This is a genomic window from Algoriphagus pacificus (assembly GCF_017254845.1).
GTDB lineage: Bacteria > Bacteroidota > Bacteroidia > Cytophagales > Cyclobacteriaceae > Algoriphagus > Algoriphagus pacificus.
Map to the genome: position 1 here is coordinate 73,872 of NZ_JAFKCU010000006.1, position 17,429 is coordinate 91,300.

At 36.7% G+C, this 17,429-nt stretch carries 17 protein-coding genes; all 17 read right to left on the minus strand.

Annotation, left to right across the window (positions count from 1 at the left end):
- Positions 1-14 precede the first annotated feature (14 nt).
- Genes J0A69_RS19085 through J0A69_RS19165 form a run of 17 tightly spaced genes read right to left on the minus strand, consistent with a single transcriptional unit; the run spans position 15 to position 17,425 of the window.
- The gene (locus tag J0A69_RS19085) at positions 15-821 is read right to left on the minus strand and encodes a glycosyltransferase (protein WP_206588221.1); all 807 of its coding nucleotides are present in this window, start codon (positions 819-821) and stop codon (positions 15-17) included.
- 20 nt (positions 822-841) lie between these two features.
- Positions 842-1,972 carry a UDP-N-acetylglucosamine 2-epimerase gene (gene neuC / locus J0A69_RS19090; RefSeq protein ID WP_206588222.1) on the minus strand — a complete coding sequence of 377 codons (1,131 nt, stop codon included), beginning with the start codon at positions 1,970-1,972 and terminating at the stop codon, positions 842-844.
- A complete protein-coding gene (locus tag J0A69_RS19095; protein WP_206588223.1) occupies positions 1,965-3,008 on the minus strand; it encodes an N-acetylneuraminate synthase family protein in 1,044 nt (347 codons plus the stop codon). Before J0A69_RS19095 ends, neuC begins: the two co-directional genes overlap by 8 nt.
- 12 nt (positions 3,009-3,020) lie before the next feature.
- Positions 3,021-3,827, minus strand: coding sequence for an SDR family oxidoreductase (locus J0A69_RS19100; RefSeq protein ID WP_206588224.1), 807 nt, complete (start codon positions 3,825-3,827; stop codon positions 3,021-3,023).
- Between the two features lie 47 nt (positions 3,828-3,874).
- Positions 3,875-4,576 carry an acylneuraminate cytidylyltransferase family protein gene (locus J0A69_RS19105; RefSeq protein WP_206588225.1) on the minus strand — a complete coding sequence of 234 codons (702 nt, stop codon included), beginning with the start codon at positions 4,574-4,576 and terminating at the stop codon, positions 3,875-3,877.
- On the minus strand, positions 4,573-5,565 hold the full coding sequence (locus tag J0A69_RS19110) for a Gfo/Idh/MocA family protein (RefSeq protein ID WP_206588226.1): 993 nt from the start codon (positions 5,563-5,565) through the stop codon (positions 4,573-4,575). Before J0A69_RS19110 ends, J0A69_RS19105 begins: the two co-directional genes overlap by 4 nt.
- Before the next feature lie 13 nt (positions 5,566-5,578).
- Positions 5,579-6,496, minus strand: a complete 918-nt coding sequence (locus J0A69_RS19115) for a glycosyltransferase family 8 protein (RefSeq protein ID WP_206588227.1) — start codon at positions 6,494-6,496, stop codon at positions 5,579-5,581.
- Entirely contained in the window at positions 6,496-7,575 is a 1,080-nt protein-coding gene (locus J0A69_RS19120) for a hypothetical protein (RefSeq protein WP_206588228.1), read from the minus strand. Before J0A69_RS19120 ends, J0A69_RS19115 begins: the two co-directional genes overlap by 1 nt.
- Positions 7,575-8,381, minus strand: a complete 807-nt coding sequence (locus tag J0A69_RS19125; RefSeq protein ID WP_206588229.1) for a glycosyltransferase family 2 protein — start codon at positions 8,379-8,381, stop codon at positions 7,575-7,577. Before J0A69_RS19125 ends, J0A69_RS19120 begins: the two co-directional genes overlap by 1 nt.
- Positions 8,378-9,547, minus strand: a complete 1,170-nt coding sequence (locus J0A69_RS19130) for a glycosyltransferase family 4 protein (RefSeq protein WP_206588230.1) — start codon at positions 9,545-9,547, stop codon at positions 8,378-8,380. The genes J0A69_RS19125 and J0A69_RS19130 overlap by 4 nt, the downstream gene beginning before the upstream one ends.
- 3 nt (positions 9,548-9,550) lie before the next feature.
- Positions 9,551-10,981: an O-antigen ligase family protein gene (locus J0A69_RS19135; RefSeq protein WP_206588231.1), complete on the minus strand. Its 1,431-nt coding sequence runs from the start codon at positions 10,979-10,981 to the stop codon at positions 9,551-9,553.
- Positions 10,982-11,033: 52 nt separating this feature from the next.
- On the minus strand, positions 11,034-12,098 hold the full coding sequence (locus tag J0A69_RS19140; RefSeq protein ID WP_206588232.1) for a glycosyltransferase: 1,065 nt from the start codon (positions 12,096-12,098) through the stop codon (positions 11,034-11,036).
- A complete protein-coding gene (locus J0A69_RS19145) occupies positions 12,095-13,216 on the minus strand; it encodes a glycosyltransferase family 4 protein (RefSeq protein WP_206588233.1) in 1,122 nt (373 codons plus the stop codon). Before J0A69_RS19145 ends, J0A69_RS19140 begins: the two co-directional genes overlap by 4 nt.
- Positions 13,209-14,357 (minus strand): glycosyltransferase family 4 protein, encoded by a 1,149-nt coding sequence (locus J0A69_RS19150; protein WP_206588234.1) that lies wholly within the window; start codon positions 14,355-14,357, stop codon positions 13,209-13,211. Before J0A69_RS19150 ends, J0A69_RS19145 begins: the two co-directional genes overlap by 8 nt.
- Position 14,358: 1 nt before the next feature.
- Positions 14,359-15,744, minus strand: coding sequence for a glycosyltransferase family protein (locus tag J0A69_RS19155; protein WP_206588235.1), 1,386 nt, complete (start codon positions 15,742-15,744; stop codon positions 14,359-14,361).
- A 46-nt stretch (positions 15,745-15,790) separates the two neighbouring features.
- Positions 15,791-16,417, minus strand: coding sequence for a CatB-related O-acetyltransferase (locus J0A69_RS19160; protein WP_206588236.1), 627 nt, complete (start codon positions 16,415-16,417; stop codon positions 15,791-15,793).
- Positions 16,418-17,425: a glycosyltransferase family A protein gene (locus J0A69_RS19165; RefSeq protein ID WP_206588237.1), complete on the minus strand. Its 1,008-nt coding sequence runs from the start codon at positions 17,423-17,425 to the stop codon at positions 16,418-16,420.
- Positions 17,426-17,429: the final 4 nt, after the last annotated feature.

Consider the following 17,429-nt stretch of genomic DNA (forward strand, 5'->3'; position numbering starts at 1 on the left):
AAAAGTTTACATTATTAATATTTCTTTTTAGGCTTATTTGACACAAAAGAAAATAGCCAAAAAGTTCTTTTGAAGTTATAATAAAATTCAACAAAAAAATCTTTCACCAAATAAAAATTAGTGGCGGCGAATTTCCTTATAACTCCTGAGAAATTCATATCCTCCCCCCAAAGCTGGTAATTGATAATTATGTCATTCTTAAATCTTGTAAACAGTTGTTTTCTTGTTCTTCGAATTTCATAACAATAGATTGCAGGGGTAAACTCCACAGTATATCCCTTTGCTACCATTCGTTTGGTCCATTCCTTATCTTCACATTGTTGGATATCATCAACGAATTTTTCTTCCAACCACATCTTTTTATTGACCACGGAGCAGGCAAAAGTTAGTCCACAGCCATTGAGATCTTCTCTCCAAGTGGTCCCATTCAGGTACTTTCTATAATCTCCGTGGAAGTGTAGGCATCTTACACCTGCTAAATCATCTCTTCCAATAAATTGCTGTTTGATGATGGTGAAAAAATCATGACTAACGGGGTAGCTATGTGCTGACATTATAGTTACTAGATCCCCAGAACTGGATTCCATTGCCAGATTAGCACTTTTACCGTATGAAAAATCTTTTATTGTGACTACCCTAGCTCCCATCTTTTCAGCCATTTCCTGACTTCCATCAGTAGACAAGTTGTCAATGACTATGATTTCAAGGATTTGGGATTGATACCGTTCCCGCAATACCTTTAAGAGGAAGGCAAGAATGGGTTTTTCATTTTTGTTTCTGATAACAACAGAAACTGTCGGTTCATTTGAATTTTCCTTCAATTTGTCTTCGTTTAAGGCGATCAACCGATACTCAAATCAATAAATCTTTTTTGTCGGTCCACTTCCCAGAAATCAGCTGATTTCAATGATTCTAAAAATAAAATATCACTTTTCCCTTCACCAAAAAGGTCCTCTTTTTCAAAAGATAAACCCTTGCATTTTTCAATAGCTTCCCGAATCTCTGCTGAGGAGTAACCGCAGTTGATTATATCTGCATGCATGGCTCTGTTCTGCTGTCTTGTGCCGATATTGACTACGGGAATCCCATAGTAAGGAGCTTCCCTGATTCCCGCGCTGGAATTGCCTACCATTAGCTTGGCATTTTTCAATAAGGTCAAAAAATATTCAAAACGGATGGAAGGGAAGATTTTAAATCTAGAATCCCCCAACAGTCTTTGGTAAGCATTGAGGATTGAGGCCGAACCCAGGTCATTGTTGGGATAGATGACCACAAATTTCTGATCCGACTCCAACAGGGCATCCACAAATTCTGCGGCATAGGTATCCATTGAGTCAAATTCGGTAGTTACCGGATGAAACATTGCAATCCCGTAATCCTCAAATTCGATGTCATAATAGCTCTTCACTTTCTTTATATCCGGAAGATTCTCGGATAGCATCAGATCTACATCAGGAGAACCAATTACAAATATGGATTCAGGCAATTCGCCCATTTGGATCAACCTGTTTTTTGCTTGCTGGTTAGACACAAAATGGGTATGGCTCATTTTGGAAACTGAATGTCGGATTAATTCATCAATGGTACCTGACACTTCTCCCCCTTCGATATGGGCGACTGTAATGTTATTTAAAGCACCAACGATGGCTCCTGCCATAGCTTCTATCCTATCTCCATGGACCACAATCAGATCAGGTTTGATTTTGTTGATCAATTCACTGAATCCCTGGATGGTTTTTGCAAGGCTCAGATCCATTGTGGTTTCATGGGTATGATTGACGAAGGTATGGATATTGGAATATCCACACTTCTCTACCTCTATGAGAGTATAGCCATACTCTTTGAGCATGTGCATACCTGTAACGAAAATATGAACTTCAAAAAACGAGTCCTTTCTAGTTATTTCAATAAGGGATTTTAGCTTTCCAAAATCAGCTCTGGTCCCTGTCAAAAAAACAATTTTCTTAATCAATGTGGTCCCAGATTACTTGAATGTCGTTATCAATATCCTTACTAGCTGTTTTACCGAGTACTTCATCATAATGCTCTGCTAGAATTCCTCCTTTACCAGGTCTTTTCACCCAAATGTTTTCTTTGGTAAAAGCTTCTCCTTTTTTGATTGGTTTGATGGTACAAATAGTGGCAAAAGCAAAGTCGATGGTTACTTTTTCCTCATCAGCTGGACCTTTTCTTCCTCCTCTTTGTAATTGAAGCATATTTGCTCCCTCGATCAAATTTTTACATTCAGTCTCGTCCATTGAACAGATAATATCTGGCCCTGTACGCTGCATATGATCCGTAAAATGTCTCTCCAAAATGGAAGCTCCCAAAGCCACTGCACCAAAACAGGCATGATTAGTCAGGGTATGATCACTTAGGCCCACTACAGCATCAGGAAAAGCCTCTTGTATCTCCACCATAGCCCCCAAACGAACCAGGTGATTAGGTGTAGGGTACAAGTTAGTGGTATGTAAAAGCGCATAAGGGACTCCATGTTCTTTTAAAATCGCCACTGCTTTTTGAATACTTTCAATTGTATTCATTCCTGTGCTCATGATTATTGGCTTCCCAAATGAAGCTATATGATGTAATAATGGGTAATTGTTACACTCACCAGAACCAATTTTGAAGGCAGGAACATCCCATTTAATCAGCCTGTCAGCAGCGGCTCTACTAAATGGAGTACTGATAAAAATCATCCCTTTACTTTCCACATAGTCCATCAATTCCTTCTCATCGGCTTCATTTAAAGCGCACCTTTCCATGATTTCATAAATGCTCACATCCGCATTTCCAGGAATCGTAGACTTTGCCGAGCTGGACATTTCATCTTCCACAATATGCGTTTGGTGCTTGACCATTTCAGCTCCTGCTCGGTGAGCAGCATCAACCATTTCTTTGGCTACTTTCAATGAGCCTTCATGGTTAATTCCTATTTCTGCAATCACTAAAGGGGGGAAATCGTAACCGATTTCCCTGTTTTTTATTTTAAAAGAAGGTTTCTTCATTTCTAATGTTTATTACCAGGCAGTCCAGCCACCATCAATTATTAAATTATGTCCTACCACATGACTACTTGCATCAGAAGCCAGGTATACAATCCCTCCTCTGAGCTCAGTCTTATCACTCATTCTGCCAATAGGGTTTAATTGCTCAAATCTTTCAAGAAACAATCCTTGATGTCCATTAAAAATTCCTCCTGGAGTCAAGGAATTGACTCTCACTCCTTTTTCCGCCCAAAGCGTTGCAAGGTATTTAGTCAAGGCAACCACGCCATGTTTGCTAACAGAATAAGCAACAGGCTGAGAAATACCGGTTCCCGGGTAGATCTTATGGTTAGGACTAACTACACCATACAAAGAGGCGATATTGATAATAGAACCTTTTCCCTGTTCTAAAAGATGCTTTCCTACTACTTGGCAGCCAAGGAAGGTCCCAGTTAGATTTACATTCATGATGTTATTCCAGTCTTCCAATGGGAAATTCTCGAAGGTGGCATCATAGTTTTTGGATTTGCTCTGATTTGTAAATCCAGCATTATTGATAAGAATATCTACTCTACCGAAGTCGGCCAAAGTTTGGCTAAGTAAATTCTCCCAACTTTCCTTTGAGGTAACATCGCAGCTAGCTGAAAAAACCTGCTTGTATCCACTTTCGGCAAGAATTGCTACTGCTTTCTGACATGCTTCAGTGTTTTTGTCAGCCAATACGACTTTGGCACCTTGATCCATTAATGCTATTGCATGCTCTGCTCCCAAAAGGCCTCCACCTCCGGTAATAATCGCAACCTTATCAGTCAGGTCAAATAGCGTTGATTTTTCACTCATAAAATAGGATTTGGTATTTTGAATTCTATATAATTTTCAATCGGGATTTACCCGTTTTTTTTCCTTGAAAGAATAAACTCTACTAATGAAAAGTCAATTTCTGTATCTATGTCAATTGCTCTATCTCTGGGCATGGGACTGATCAGACATTTTGCCTTAGACCAATGCTCAAAATTATATAAGGCTGACTTTTTCACAACATAGGCAGCTGGGCTGAGACTGTAAACGACAGGAGCATCTTGTCTTCTCACAATTGGCTTTGGTGATTTTTTGACAATTTCAGCATTTCCCTCTTCTGATATTTCCATCATATTAAAATAAGGGTTCCGTTCGGGTTCATAACCTGTTATCACCACATCTACGTCTTTCCTTGACAAAGCTAGATCTATAGCTGCATCTATATCAAAAGATTCCTTTAAAGGAACAGTGACATCTAAATCTACAAGATATTCCACCTCTTGCCCGAATTCTTTTTCATAAAACTCCAAGGCATGAATAAAAACCGGCCATTTACTTGCAGTATCAGTTGCCAAATCATCGGGTCTCAAAAAAGGAACCTTCGCTCCGAATTTTTTTGCAGTCTCGGCAATTTCCAAGGAGTCGGTTGAAATAATCAAATCATCAATCTTTTCACTTTTTTGAGCTTGTAGGATTGTGTGTCCGATTAAAGGGATTCCTTGCAAGAGTCTTATGTTTTTACTTGGGACCCCTTTGGATCCTCCCCTACAGCAAATGGTTGCTAAAATCATGAATAATGAGCGATTTTTATGAATGTATTAGTCTGGCTTGATTTTTTGGATGCCACCACCAGCTGTAGACTTTCCAGGCCTTGCTCAAAGGTACAAATTCTATCATCTGATTTCTCCTGCATAAAAGCCTCAGCAATTTGTAGGTATCTGTCATTTCTTTCAAAACCCGAAAAATCAAATTCCGCTACCTCTTTAGCATCATTTATCCAAATGACTTTACGCTTAGCCAGATCCCAAGTGATTGTACCCAAAGATCCAGTAAATATGCAGTTTCTAATCAATACTCTTTGGTGATAATCGAGATGTATCGTACCAGTAGCCCCAGAATAAAACTTGATCAAAACATCGGCAACATCCTCGGTTTCAATTTCGAGTTTTGGATTTTCTTGATAGCATGCAGCAACAAAACTTGCTTTTCCTAAAAGCCATAATAGGTAATCAAATTCATGGATCAAATCCAGCATCACTCCTCCTCCCCTTTCAATAGATGCACTCATGCCTTTTCTGTGGTCTTCATAGGGCCTCCAGTCGGGCAGGAATTGACCTACAAATGCATTTGCTGTATAAATTTCACCAATACATTTTTCTTCTAGGAGTTCTTTAACTTTTAAAAGCCCTGGATCAAAATGAAGGTCAAATCCAACTTTTATTTCTATCCCCATGTTTTTGCAATCCAAAAACTGACTTAAGTCCTCCAAGTTATGGCTAATGGGTTTTTCCAGATAGATCTTAGGGATTTTTGCTGCCACCAATTGCTTCAACTGGCTAACATGGAAAGCTGTGGGAGAGCAAATGAATGCATGGGAATAATCTGATTTTTCAAGAGCTAATTCTAAAGTTTGAAAAACTTCACAACCTTCCCATGCTTCAGGATAAGTACTTTTAGAACTTACTAAAACGATATTTTTGTATCCCAGCGTTTTAAGGTTGTTAAAATGCCTGGTTCCAATTGAACCTAATCCTATGATTAAAATTTTAATTGTGTCCATAGATTGATTAAAATCAATTGAGTTTAAACAAAGACTTGATTTTACTTTTAAATGATTTGGGAAACAATGTTTTGAAATGATCTGACCACATCATTCCTTCTGGAAATTTTAACCTGAAAGGTGATTCTTTTTGTATTTTCCAATAGTCAGATTTTCTTGGATGGTTGCTATTGTATTCCCAAGGTTTACTTGGCCCCGTATAGTGGATTAAAACAGGGGAATCAATAGCCTCCCTTTTCTCCTCTTTTGACCATCCTACAGCACTGAAGTCAAAATCCTCTCTGTATAAAATAGCCTGCTGATTAAATTTTGGAGGCAATTCCAAAAAATCCCCATCTATCACTGCATTTAAAGCACACTGATCTACAAATCTGATTTTCTGGGGGTTTTCTTGAACGAACTCAAATGCTTTTTCAGAAATGGATTTTTCCTTCCACAAATCCAAATTCATCAGCATCATACCTGAATTGAAATAGGTGGAATCTGGCTTCATTCCCAGCTCAGATTTCCATTTATAAATGGGGTCTGCCACAGCGGCAAGTAAGTGGGAATTCATGTCAATACCCAAAAATGGAACTAAAGAATCTACCACGATAATATCTGCATCCAGATATATTGCCTTTGGGGATGGAATCAATCCGGGAATGAGCAATCTGTAATAATTGGCTTTCGAAAAGTGATGGGGAATCGGAAAGTTTTCAAATGAGGAATCCTGGATTTGGATGTATTTAAATTCGGCTCCCAATGAAGCCAGTTTTTGAGATATTTTTAGCTCCTTTTCTTGATTCAATTCATTTGCTACCAGATAAAAGCTGAATTCAAAATCCGGATTGGAATTGATCACTGAAAGCATGGTGGTCATGGCATGGGAAATAAACTTTCCGTCAGCACAAAACACAAGTGGGATTTCGAATACTTGTTTTTTTGACATCAGTTTAGTTTTAACTCACGGACAAAGCATTTACCTAATTTTGCATGCTTTAAAAGATGTCTTGTATGAATGCTTCCCACATCTGTCAGGTCCTGTATAGAATCACCGCCATAGATAAATGCGATATTTTCTTTCGGATAATTACCAGAAACTGTTTCCCAGAATGGACAGGTCGGGGCAGAACCTAAAAGTCCTTCGTCCACTCCCATTTTACCATAAATGATGAAATCCCATTCTTTGTCTCTGATAGAATTTTCAATTTCAATAGCTGTATCGGGAAGTTGAACATTTGCCTGAACAGGTTCAATTCTTCTTGTATAACCAAATCCTTTGCCGTAACATTTATTGGCTTTTTCCAATGGATAGTCAGTATATAAAAAATCAAGTTTTGGATATCCTAGGCAAATTCCCTTTTCTACATTCATAACTTTATTCAAACCGATAAAAAGCAATTCCCTAGAGTAGTTGACATTTACATCACAATTAAGAAAAAGAATTTTCTGAGTTGGTTTGGCAGCTAATTGTTGTAAGAATCTGTTCGCTATTGCAGATGTACTAGCATTCTTTCTACTATGATCCAGTAATTGCTCTAGATAATCCTGGTACTTCGCTTTGTATTCAGGATTTTCTTTCCAAGGAAGTAATTCTTTATTTGCCTTTATTATAAGCTCCTTGGGCAAATGGGAAAGAGTATTCTGAGGGCAATTAGAAAGATCAGGGAAAACAGGAATAGTACCGTTTGCCAAAATCTCATAATGCCTCAAACAGTCCCATCCTCCTTTTTTCCAGGTAAAAGCAAAGCGTGCATCAGCATACATTTTATGGTAACTGTCTTCATCTGAAAACCTGTATGTTTCCCTCATCCCTGGAATTACTTCTGCCCAAAGTTGAGTTTTTATAGGCATTGAAGTCAGAAAATTCTCGTCAGGAAAACCGTATCCCAAGTGAAAAACTGAAGCCTTTACTGTCTGAACATTAAAAAAGTTAGGGACAACTTTATCAACCAATCGAAACCACATGGAAACAAGCTTCTGGAGATATGTTGATGATTTTGCTTGAATTTTTTCAAAAAGCGTCATTAATCCTTCCTTTTAGTTTGATTCACCTGCTGTAGTAGTATCATCCTCTTTTTTAGACCTTTTACTATATATCTGGAAAAATAAAATACCGAAGAAATCGGTCCCAATTTTTCTATTTTATACAGCACTTTCCATAAATCGGAGGCATTCCCCATAAAGGAAGTGCTCTGTGAGCCTTTTCTGAACCTGTAGTTTGAAAGTGCTTCATTAATGCCAAAAGCCTTAAATCCTTGCTTTAAAATAGCCAAATGGAATACATAATCCTCAGCCTTTACAATTTCTAAATCAAGAATAGGAACATTTACTTTGCGCTTATCAATCATAATGGTAATGATTGAAAATTGAGGATTTCCCAATAATTGACTATAGGTAATTTTTGGAGTAAATGGAACATTACTAGCACCCATAAACTCACCTTCTTCAGTAATTCTTTGAAACATCGTAAATGAAACTGCATGATCATGTTCCATCATGAATTTTACCTGTGTTTCTATTTTTGTCTTTTCAAAAGTATCATCAGAATCCAAAAAACATAAAAAATGTCCTTTAGACTCTTTGATACCTGTATTTCTAGAATCTAAAGCTCCGCTGTTTTTTTCTTTTAATATGACTTTGATCCTTTCATCTCTTTCTGCAGCTTTTTTACATATTGAAAAAGAATTATCAGTAGATAAATCATCTACCAAAATTAGTTCCCAGTTTTGATAGCTTTGGTTAAGTACCGAATCAATACAGTCTTGAACATATTTTTCAGTGTTATAAACAGGAACTACTACTGAAACCAGGGGACTATTCTGGATATTCATTTTTTAAAATCCTTATCAATGTATGTTTTTACTATTTCTGCAAATTCTCCACTCCAATACTCCAATGAATTTGAATTGAATTGATCATGCAGATTTCTGCTTATTTCTTGGTAAAGGGATGGAGTTTCAATCAAAGAAATTACTGCCTTAGCAAACTGTGATGGCTGACCTGCTTCTACGAAAAGGCAGGTTTCTCCATTATTCAATTCTTTTGCTATTCCTCCCACCTTAGTCGTTACAATAGGCATTGCAAAGGCTCTTGCTTCATTGATGATTTTTGGTAGCCCTTCACTGTAGGAAGAAATAGCCATAATATCATGTGTCCTGTATAACTCAAATAAATCCTCTCCGAAAGCTTTATATCCTTCAAAATTCACTTTATCCGCAAATCCTATTGATGCCACATAGTCCTTCAATTCCTTTTCCAAACCTCCTTCACCCACTATTGACAATGAAACAGGAGTCTTTTGATTTATCAGTTGAACCGCTTTAATCAAATCAAACAATCCTTTTTCAGGTTCAAGTCTTCCAACAAAAAGAAGTCTTGGATTCTTATTTGCCATTGTTCTAGGAGGAAGCTGTTGCTTTTGTGAGACAACAGAGTCACTGATCAAAAAATTGTGTTTAAAAATAGGTTTGAAATAATGGTACATTTCATCTCCAATAGATACAACTAAGGCATTTGAATGAAATGTCCTTGCATAGGTATAGAGAAATTTTGTGAAGAGTTTACCAACAAAACGATAAATTCCCTGATACCTTACTTCAATCAAAGCTTCCAGATTTTGTCTTACAAAAAGTACTACTGGCTTTTTCCTTCCAATCATTGCTAATACTAAAAAGCTGATTGGATGAGGCCAAGTCAACCAGAAAACGTCGTTATTAGGAATTTCTTCTTTTAGAATTTTTTTAGCTTGAAATAAGAGAGAGGGCTTAGTAAAAAATTGTGATACACTTGCATAAAAGGGAAACTTAAGGACTTTTTGGGGATTTGAAGTAAAAAAATAATGACCTTTTTTCTCTGACTTTACGCACCTGGAACCTAGGATAAAGTTATCAAAATAGACTTCAGCAGTATGTTTTATAAATAAAATATGAGAGTCATCAGCATAAATCTCCTTTTCATACTCCTTGAGTATGAAATCGTTATAAGCAAAAATCTTCATACTCTAATAAAGGGAAGGACTCTCCTCGGAAGCAGCGGCAATAATTTCATTTTTTGAGGCCAATATGGTTTGCCTCTTTGGTCTCTGTGGTTTCTTTTTACTATTCCCCTTTTTGTTAGAAACAATCGTTACACAAGAAATCCCGATAAGTAATGGTGTGATATAGGTTCTTGTGGCAGAGTGGAATGTTGCTAATAATCCAATTAAAAACATGGCTAGAATAATCCCTTTACTAATGGATTCAGGAGCTCTAGCTTTATTTATAAAGAGAAGTAAAATAAACAGGGAGAAAATTATCAAACCCAAAATACCATGTTCGGCAATTAACCTTGACAATTCCACATGGGGAGCATAGCCTTTATATTCATTTCTTAAATATGTGGATGCCCCAACTCCTACACCCAGTAGAGTGTGGTCTAAAAACAAGTCCACATCTTCCAAAAAAATATCTGATCTATTTGTTGTGATTTTATTCAGGTTTTTCTCTGCACTACCTGCCAAAGTACCTTGGGTTTCTCCCATATAACGAAGCAATAGCATCCCTCCAGTGATAGCATTTGCTGCAACCATCACTATAACAAGTAAAACACCTAATGGTAGAATGTACTTTTTGAAATTGGGGATCCTTAATTTAAGCCTTTCTTTGATACTTAATTTTGTAAGATAAAACATCACTACAAATACTCCGAAAAATCCACCTATCATTCCTCCTCGCGAAAATGTAAGTAAGCCTTGAATAGTAAATAAACCCAATAGAGCAGCATCTATCCATTTAACCCCTGAAATCCTGTAATTCAATAAAATGGCAACGGCAAAAACAAAAACACCCAGTCCTAGAATTGTTGAAACTTGATTTGAACCAAATCCACCTGCAGTAGCAAAATTTGCCCCTAGGGTAAATTCCACTTCATCTAAATTAGGAGTCCTGATAATAGTAAAAATCAAAACTGAAACTATTGGGAAAACCATAAGTTTTGACCAATTGATCAAGGTCTTTAAAGAGATATTCAAGGAAGAGAAAAACCAGATTGCAACACCCAGATTTAGCAAGCCTAGAATATTAAATTTAATATCATTGAAAGTTACTTGCCCACTCTCATCAAATAATACCGCAGGAATTGATAGAATGAGAATAATTAAACCAATCATTCCTTTACCACTTACATTCCTATTTAGAACGATGCCCAATGGGCAAAGAAAAAGCAAGATATATTTACCCAATTCATAAGGAATATAGGGATCCGAACCTGCAAGCCTACCAAGTGCTTCAAATGAAGCAAAATAGATGATAATCTCTGCAATAAATCTAGGTCTCTCTTTAGCATGAATATTAAATAGATTTATAAAGCTATAGCCTAAAGCAATATAAAAGAAAAGTATCATTGGGATGGCAGTGATAGTCGCTGAAGCCCCCAATAACAAATGTACAATCAACCAAAAAAGAGATTTGTTCTGTTGCTTTATCGAATTAAAAAAAACAAACATCCTAATTGTCTTGATTTAAAAGTAGAAAATACTTGTCGATGAAGTTTTTAAAGCCATATTTTTCTGAAACATGTAAATAAAATTCATCTGCTTTTTGCTGAGCAATATCCTTGTTCTCTGAAACAAAAGTAAGCATTTCTGCAAGCTTTGTTTCATCTCTTGGCGGAGTTAAAAAACCAAATTTCCCATTTCCCAAAAGTTCTTTGCATTGTCCTACTTCAGTTGAAATGATAGGAACTTTTGCCAATCCCAATTCTAATAAAGAAACTGGTAAGCCTTCTATATCAGAGGATAAAACTGCAAATTCCGCATCTTTAAAAATAGCTAATAGGTCCAGTGATTGCCCGGCAATGATTACCTGCGATTGAATTTGTAGTTTCTCAATTTCTTCCAATAAAGAATTCAAGTAAGCCTCATCATCTGTGGATCCAACTAACTTTAATTTATACGCCGGATGCATTTTGCTAAATTCTGCAAACGAATGCACCAAAAGGTGGTGATTTTTTGGAGCTTTTAAATTTGCCAAACACAGGATCTCAGGTTTGGTCTCTTTTCGATTTACTCTTTCTGGTAAATCAGGAAAATTCTCAATATAGGCAGAGGCTTTAATGCTTGGAAATTCCGTTTTTACCCAATCCCTTAAATCTTGGTTTACCGCAATAACAAAATCGATTGCAGGAGCTATAAATTTTATCTTATTCCCAAACCTATTATCTGTAGTAGATAGACCGCCATAGTGAGCATGCCAGATCAATTTTGTGTTGGGCAAAAATTTCTTTAATAGAAAAGCCCAATAAATCGATGAATCATGGACATGTAAGTGGGTAGGTTGAAACTCTTTGGCAATCTGTAACAATTTTTTAAAAGCCTTCAAGTCAAGTGTTGATTTCTTACCAAGGCAATAAAATGATTGTCTGTCCAGTATTAATTGTGATAGTGGACCTTCGGCCCGACTGCTGATCAGTAAGTTTGAAATTCCCTTTTTAGTAAAAAGATTTGCAAGATTTACCGCCATTCTTTCAGCACCGCCAACAGCAAGTGAATCGATTAACTGGAGAATTTTCATTTCAGTTTTTGGATTTCTGTTTGAAATTTTTCCAGTGTAAATGTTCTTGCCCATGCTATTGCAGCTTGGCTCATTCTTTCAAATTCAGATTCATTTCTAATTACCTCCATCAATTCCCTGAAAATTTCCTTAGGATCTTTTGGTACCAAAACTCCTCTTTCTCGATTTTCTCCGACCATCTGGGGCACACAACTAACCTTTGAAGTAAATGGAACACAGCCCCAAAACATAGCTTCTGCAACAGCCTTTGGCCAACCTTCCGTCTCCGAAACGAAAATTAAAAAATGGGAATCCATTAAGGTCTCTTTTACTTTATTGGCATCAACATTACCCAAAAATTTCACATTTTGAACTAAGCCAAGTTTCTTAGACTCCTCTTCTAGTTCTTTTCTCATGACACCATCTCCACAATAGGTAAATTCAAAATTCACATTGGCATCTATAAGATACTTTGAGAGTTTGATTCCTATTTCTGGATTTTTACCGTCATAAAGCGCTCCAACAAAAACTAATTTTAGCTTTTTAGAGATGGGAGTCTTTTTTACTTCAGCTATCTCTTCTTCCTTATAACTAGCAGTAAAAAAAGAGATTACATTTTTAGAGCTATCAGGCCAATCACCGTAAACCAATACTTTTGCATTTTTGGTTAAAAATGGGCTATTGGCAATAAATCTCTGGATTTTATATGTTTTGGGCTGCTTTGAATTAACATCCCAATTACCTGCGTATTTGATGGTTTTTGGTTTTCCAGGAAAAAAAATCTGCACAAACATGGCTAATAAACCCATATTTCCTGGAATACGGATATGGATATGCTTTGCCTTTTTCATGGCTTTAGCTATCTGAAAGATAATTCCAGGAAGATCTATCAAGGCTTTAAAAATAGCTTTGATGCTTTGCACATGATAGGCCGGGACATTAATATATTTCAATCGTTCATGATTGTAAGCTAGGTCGATTTTTCCGGGAAGTTGATCTTTGATCAAAGGAGCCACAACTGCAACCGTCTTCTCATTTTCGATCCATAAGTTCATTTCCCTTACATATGGCCCATATGCAAAATACTTTCCGTCCTGACCAGAATGGTGTACACAGGTGATTATCAAAAAATCATCCATCAATCACGGAATTATAGAATGAGAGATTTCTTTCCAAAACATTGGAAACGTTAAACATTTGACTGGCCTTAAGATATGCTTCTTTTCCAATCTCCGTAAATTTTTCCCTAGCCCTGAAAGCAGTTATAATAGTATCCTCAATATTGGAGACCTCAAGGGGATTACACAAAAACCCATTCTCTCCATGGGTTATTGTTTCAGGACCTGGACCTTTATCTGTAAAGATGACCACTTTGCCCATGAGCATCGCTTCCGGTGCTACAAGTCCTTGGGTTTCCATAAAGGAAGGAAAAATACAAATTGAGGCTTTGGAATAAATTGTTGGAATTTGATCATGTGAAACAGGAGGATGGATCTTAATTTTGTCTCCAAGTCCCATTTTTTCAATTTTATTTTTAATTAAATCGGTATAAGATTCACCATTGGGGAAAAACCATTCCTTCCCATAAATATCTAGACTTGCCTCAGGGAAATGAGAGATTACTTGAGGCATAGCGGCAACAAGATTTCCAACTCCTTTTTTCTCACAGATAGTTCCAGCAAATGTCAAAGAATAGGGTTTTGCCTCTGGGTATTCTGCACGATAAGAAAACCTATTCTGGTCGATCATGTAACGAATTGTTGCTAATGGCTTTTGATGAAAAGAGAGGTATTTTGCTGTATGTATCCGAACGTAATCTGAAACTGCAATAAATGCATCTGCTTTTTTGAAAGATCTTTTTTCCTGAAAGCCCTTCCAAAAATTGACAGGGCGATTTTCAGAATCAGAGAAAAAATGGTGTCCTCCATGTAATCTAATCACATAGGTGATAGAAGGGATTTTGGTAAGAAAAGCCAGGGCCAATTCTGAGCCTTCTACAATGTCAATCTTTTTAGATTTATTTATTTCCTTGAGGTAAGTGTTTAATTTCTTAGCAATAAACATCCAGTTTATTCCAGGTAATGAAGGAGTCCCAAATCTAATGATTCTTAAGTTTCCATTAGCTTGATCTTCATCTTCTTTGGAATCATTAGCTCCAAGAATGGTCACACTATGTCCTACCGAAACCAGAGAATGACTAAAAGTATACAGGAAAACCCCTACCCCTCCAGGATTTAAACCAGGTTTGGGATATTCATGGGATAGGAAACAAATGTGCATTTTATTGGATTGTTGAAGGAGTCAGGAAATTGACAATTCTTTGGGCTGCAGAACTTTCAAGGTCTTGGAAAACAATTCTCTCCTTCCATTTTAATCTATCTTTTGCTAATTCATCTGGAGTGTTGATTGCTTTTCGGACCATAGGCAAAATCTCATCTTTTGAATTAATCCAACCTACTGCATCAAGATCCTTAAATGTCTTGAAATGTTGAAATTTATAAACTCTTTCAATCGACCAAGGATGATTCTTATCTACTTCGTAATTAACATATAATCCCGGTTTATTAAACTGAGAGAAATCCAATGCCATTGTAGAGCCAACATTTATGACTGTATCTGCATGGTAAGCCAAATTGACCAAAACGGCAATATCCTCTGGATATGGGAAGAATTTATTCCACAACTCACCTTTTTTCCATTTGGGAACCAAGGTTTTGATGAATGGATATTTATCCAAAACTGATTGATATCGCTCGAATCCCTCAACAGGTACCGGTCTAAAGAGAATTTCCAAGTCTTCCGCCTGATCCAAAGCTTCTCCGATATCTTTTAAATAAATAGGGTCATGAGGAGAAGTCAAGGAATCATCACCTGAAAAACAAACCCATCTTTTGGATGGATCCAATCCATATTCTGCTGCAAATTCTTCTTTGGATTGGATTAAATTTTTATTCGAATAAAAATCAAACTGGGGAGTGCCAGTAATTTGAATAGATTCTTCTTTTATATCTGGAAAATACTTCAATAGCTCGCTTCTCATATAATTTGACCAGACCAAATAATTCTGAGCCCTCATTGGAAGTCGGCCTTTAGGTAAATTATCCCAAGAAAATATCGCTGTAACCGTTTTGATACCCAAATCATTGGCAGCCAGCATAGCTATGCCAGCATTGGGTTCTCTTTGATGCGTACAAAGGATTACATCTGGTTTAATTTTCTTTAAATCTTCCTTGTACTGTTTATAGGCGGAAGACTTTCTGTTTTGATGTTGGATAATGGTATCAACCTTTGTGATTTTATCCAGGTTGTCAAATGTCCCGCCTAACTTTTTAGCTAAAAAATTGGAGACTTTACCTTTGAAATTCTTCTTGGGAAGCCAGTTGTCTAAAATGGTAGGATTATCCTCAATTTTGGAATTAACCATTAACCTTGCGTATCCCACACAATCCCTAAGAAATCTAGGAAATGGATCTTCTTTGTAAAACCGAAACTGATACTCCTCAAAGTTCATTTTGGGATTTATTCTCTCGGTTTCTTTCATTACCGCCTTGTCCAACGAATGCCAAACCGCGATCTGCACAGCTCTATCGTTTAACAGTGGGATGATATTAGAATATAAATAATTTCTAATTCCGATTCCATCGGGAATTAACAAACAAACTTTCATTCGGCTTTATTAATTGGGAAAAACACTGAACTAAACAGTATCATTTTTAGGGCTTCAGTTCTTTAAAAAAATAGGGTTTGTTCTTTTCAAGTTCTTGATCTGAAAGATCCCACCACTTTAGCTTTTCCAGTTCTTCTATTGATTGATCAGAAAACCTTTTACGAATTAATCTTGCTGGATTTCCAGCCACTATACTATAAGGTTCTACGTCTTTGGTAATTATTGATCCTGCGGCTAAGATAGCCCCATTTCCAACTGTGACACCCGCCAAAATAATAACACCATGGCCAACCCAGATGTCATGTCCTAAAGTGATGGGTTTTTCAGTTTTAAGACTTTTAAGTTCCCCTCCAAATAATTGGCTGTTTACATAAGTTGTAGGGAAAGAAATCGGGTGATTTGTTGGATGAAATGCTACATCCCTTCCGATTTGACAATACTTTCCAATTGTGACTTTTCCTCCAAAAAAATTATTGGTTCCCAAAGTAGTCCTAAACCCAAGCTTTGTTCTGTCAGAAAAGACACAGTTTTCAGGCACGATATTCCCACCTTCAAATTCAACATGATGGATGCCTGAAGCCCAAAAAGACACTTTAACCCCATTTTTATAGTCAAAATAGGGCTTAGACCATTGCTGTAACTTTCTTAAAATCTTAAGTTTTAAGCCTTGCATTTAATATGGTTCATTAACACCTAAATACCGAAAGTATTGACGTCTGAATTTAGAAAACAATAGCCTGCTCAGGAATGTGCCAGTTTTAAATTGCCACTTTTTGAGTGGTTTGCTCTCTGGAATGGCTAGCGCTTCAATGTTGTTTGTGCCGGCTTTGATTTCATTGAGCCTTTCCTCCATCCAGGCCTGGGGGCTATTTCCTAAATGGTAAGCGTAATTGCCGAGAGTAGCCAACCTAAGATGTCCAGAAAAATCATTTGGATCATCTAGGTAGGATACTTCACTTCCCATTTGTACTCTAAATTGACACACCTTCGTTGGTGCAAACTCAAATACTTCTTTTCTAAATGTTGCTACGAAATGTCCACATCCCACAACTGCCTCCTTTAGCCCATTGGAAATAACCAGGTATTTTTCCAAATGAATCTTTTGGTACAGATTAGAGCCAACACTAGTCTGAAAATTTATTAGACCTTCCGGATCTTTCACCTTTTGGAACTTGATTTTACCCTTAAACAATCCGTAATAAAGAGTTGAAGCAGTACTAAATAAAAAGCCTTTACTACTTGGAACGGGGGAAACCATACCAGCTTCTGGAAAATCAACAAAAACAGTCTCTACCTCTTTTTGCCAATTTGGCAAAAACATAACATCTGCATCAGAAATAGTTAATAAGGGTTCTAAGTTACTTTTTACAATGGAGTAAATAGCGTTGATTTTTCCGAGATTTTCTTTTGTATAAAATACTTGATCTATGAGATGGAATTTTTTCTGATAATCATAAATCATATCAGCTATTTCCTTGCAGCATCCATTGATAACAATAGAGACCCTGGTTTTTTCATGGATAGTTGCTAAAAGTGACTCGATACAATATTTAAAAATCAGTTGAGAATCCTTGAAGTAATCTTCTTCAAGATTTGGAATATAAACAGATAAAATCACCCGATGAGTGGATTCTATTTCAATTTTATAATTTGATTTTGAGGGATTACTTCCAACTCGCATGGGC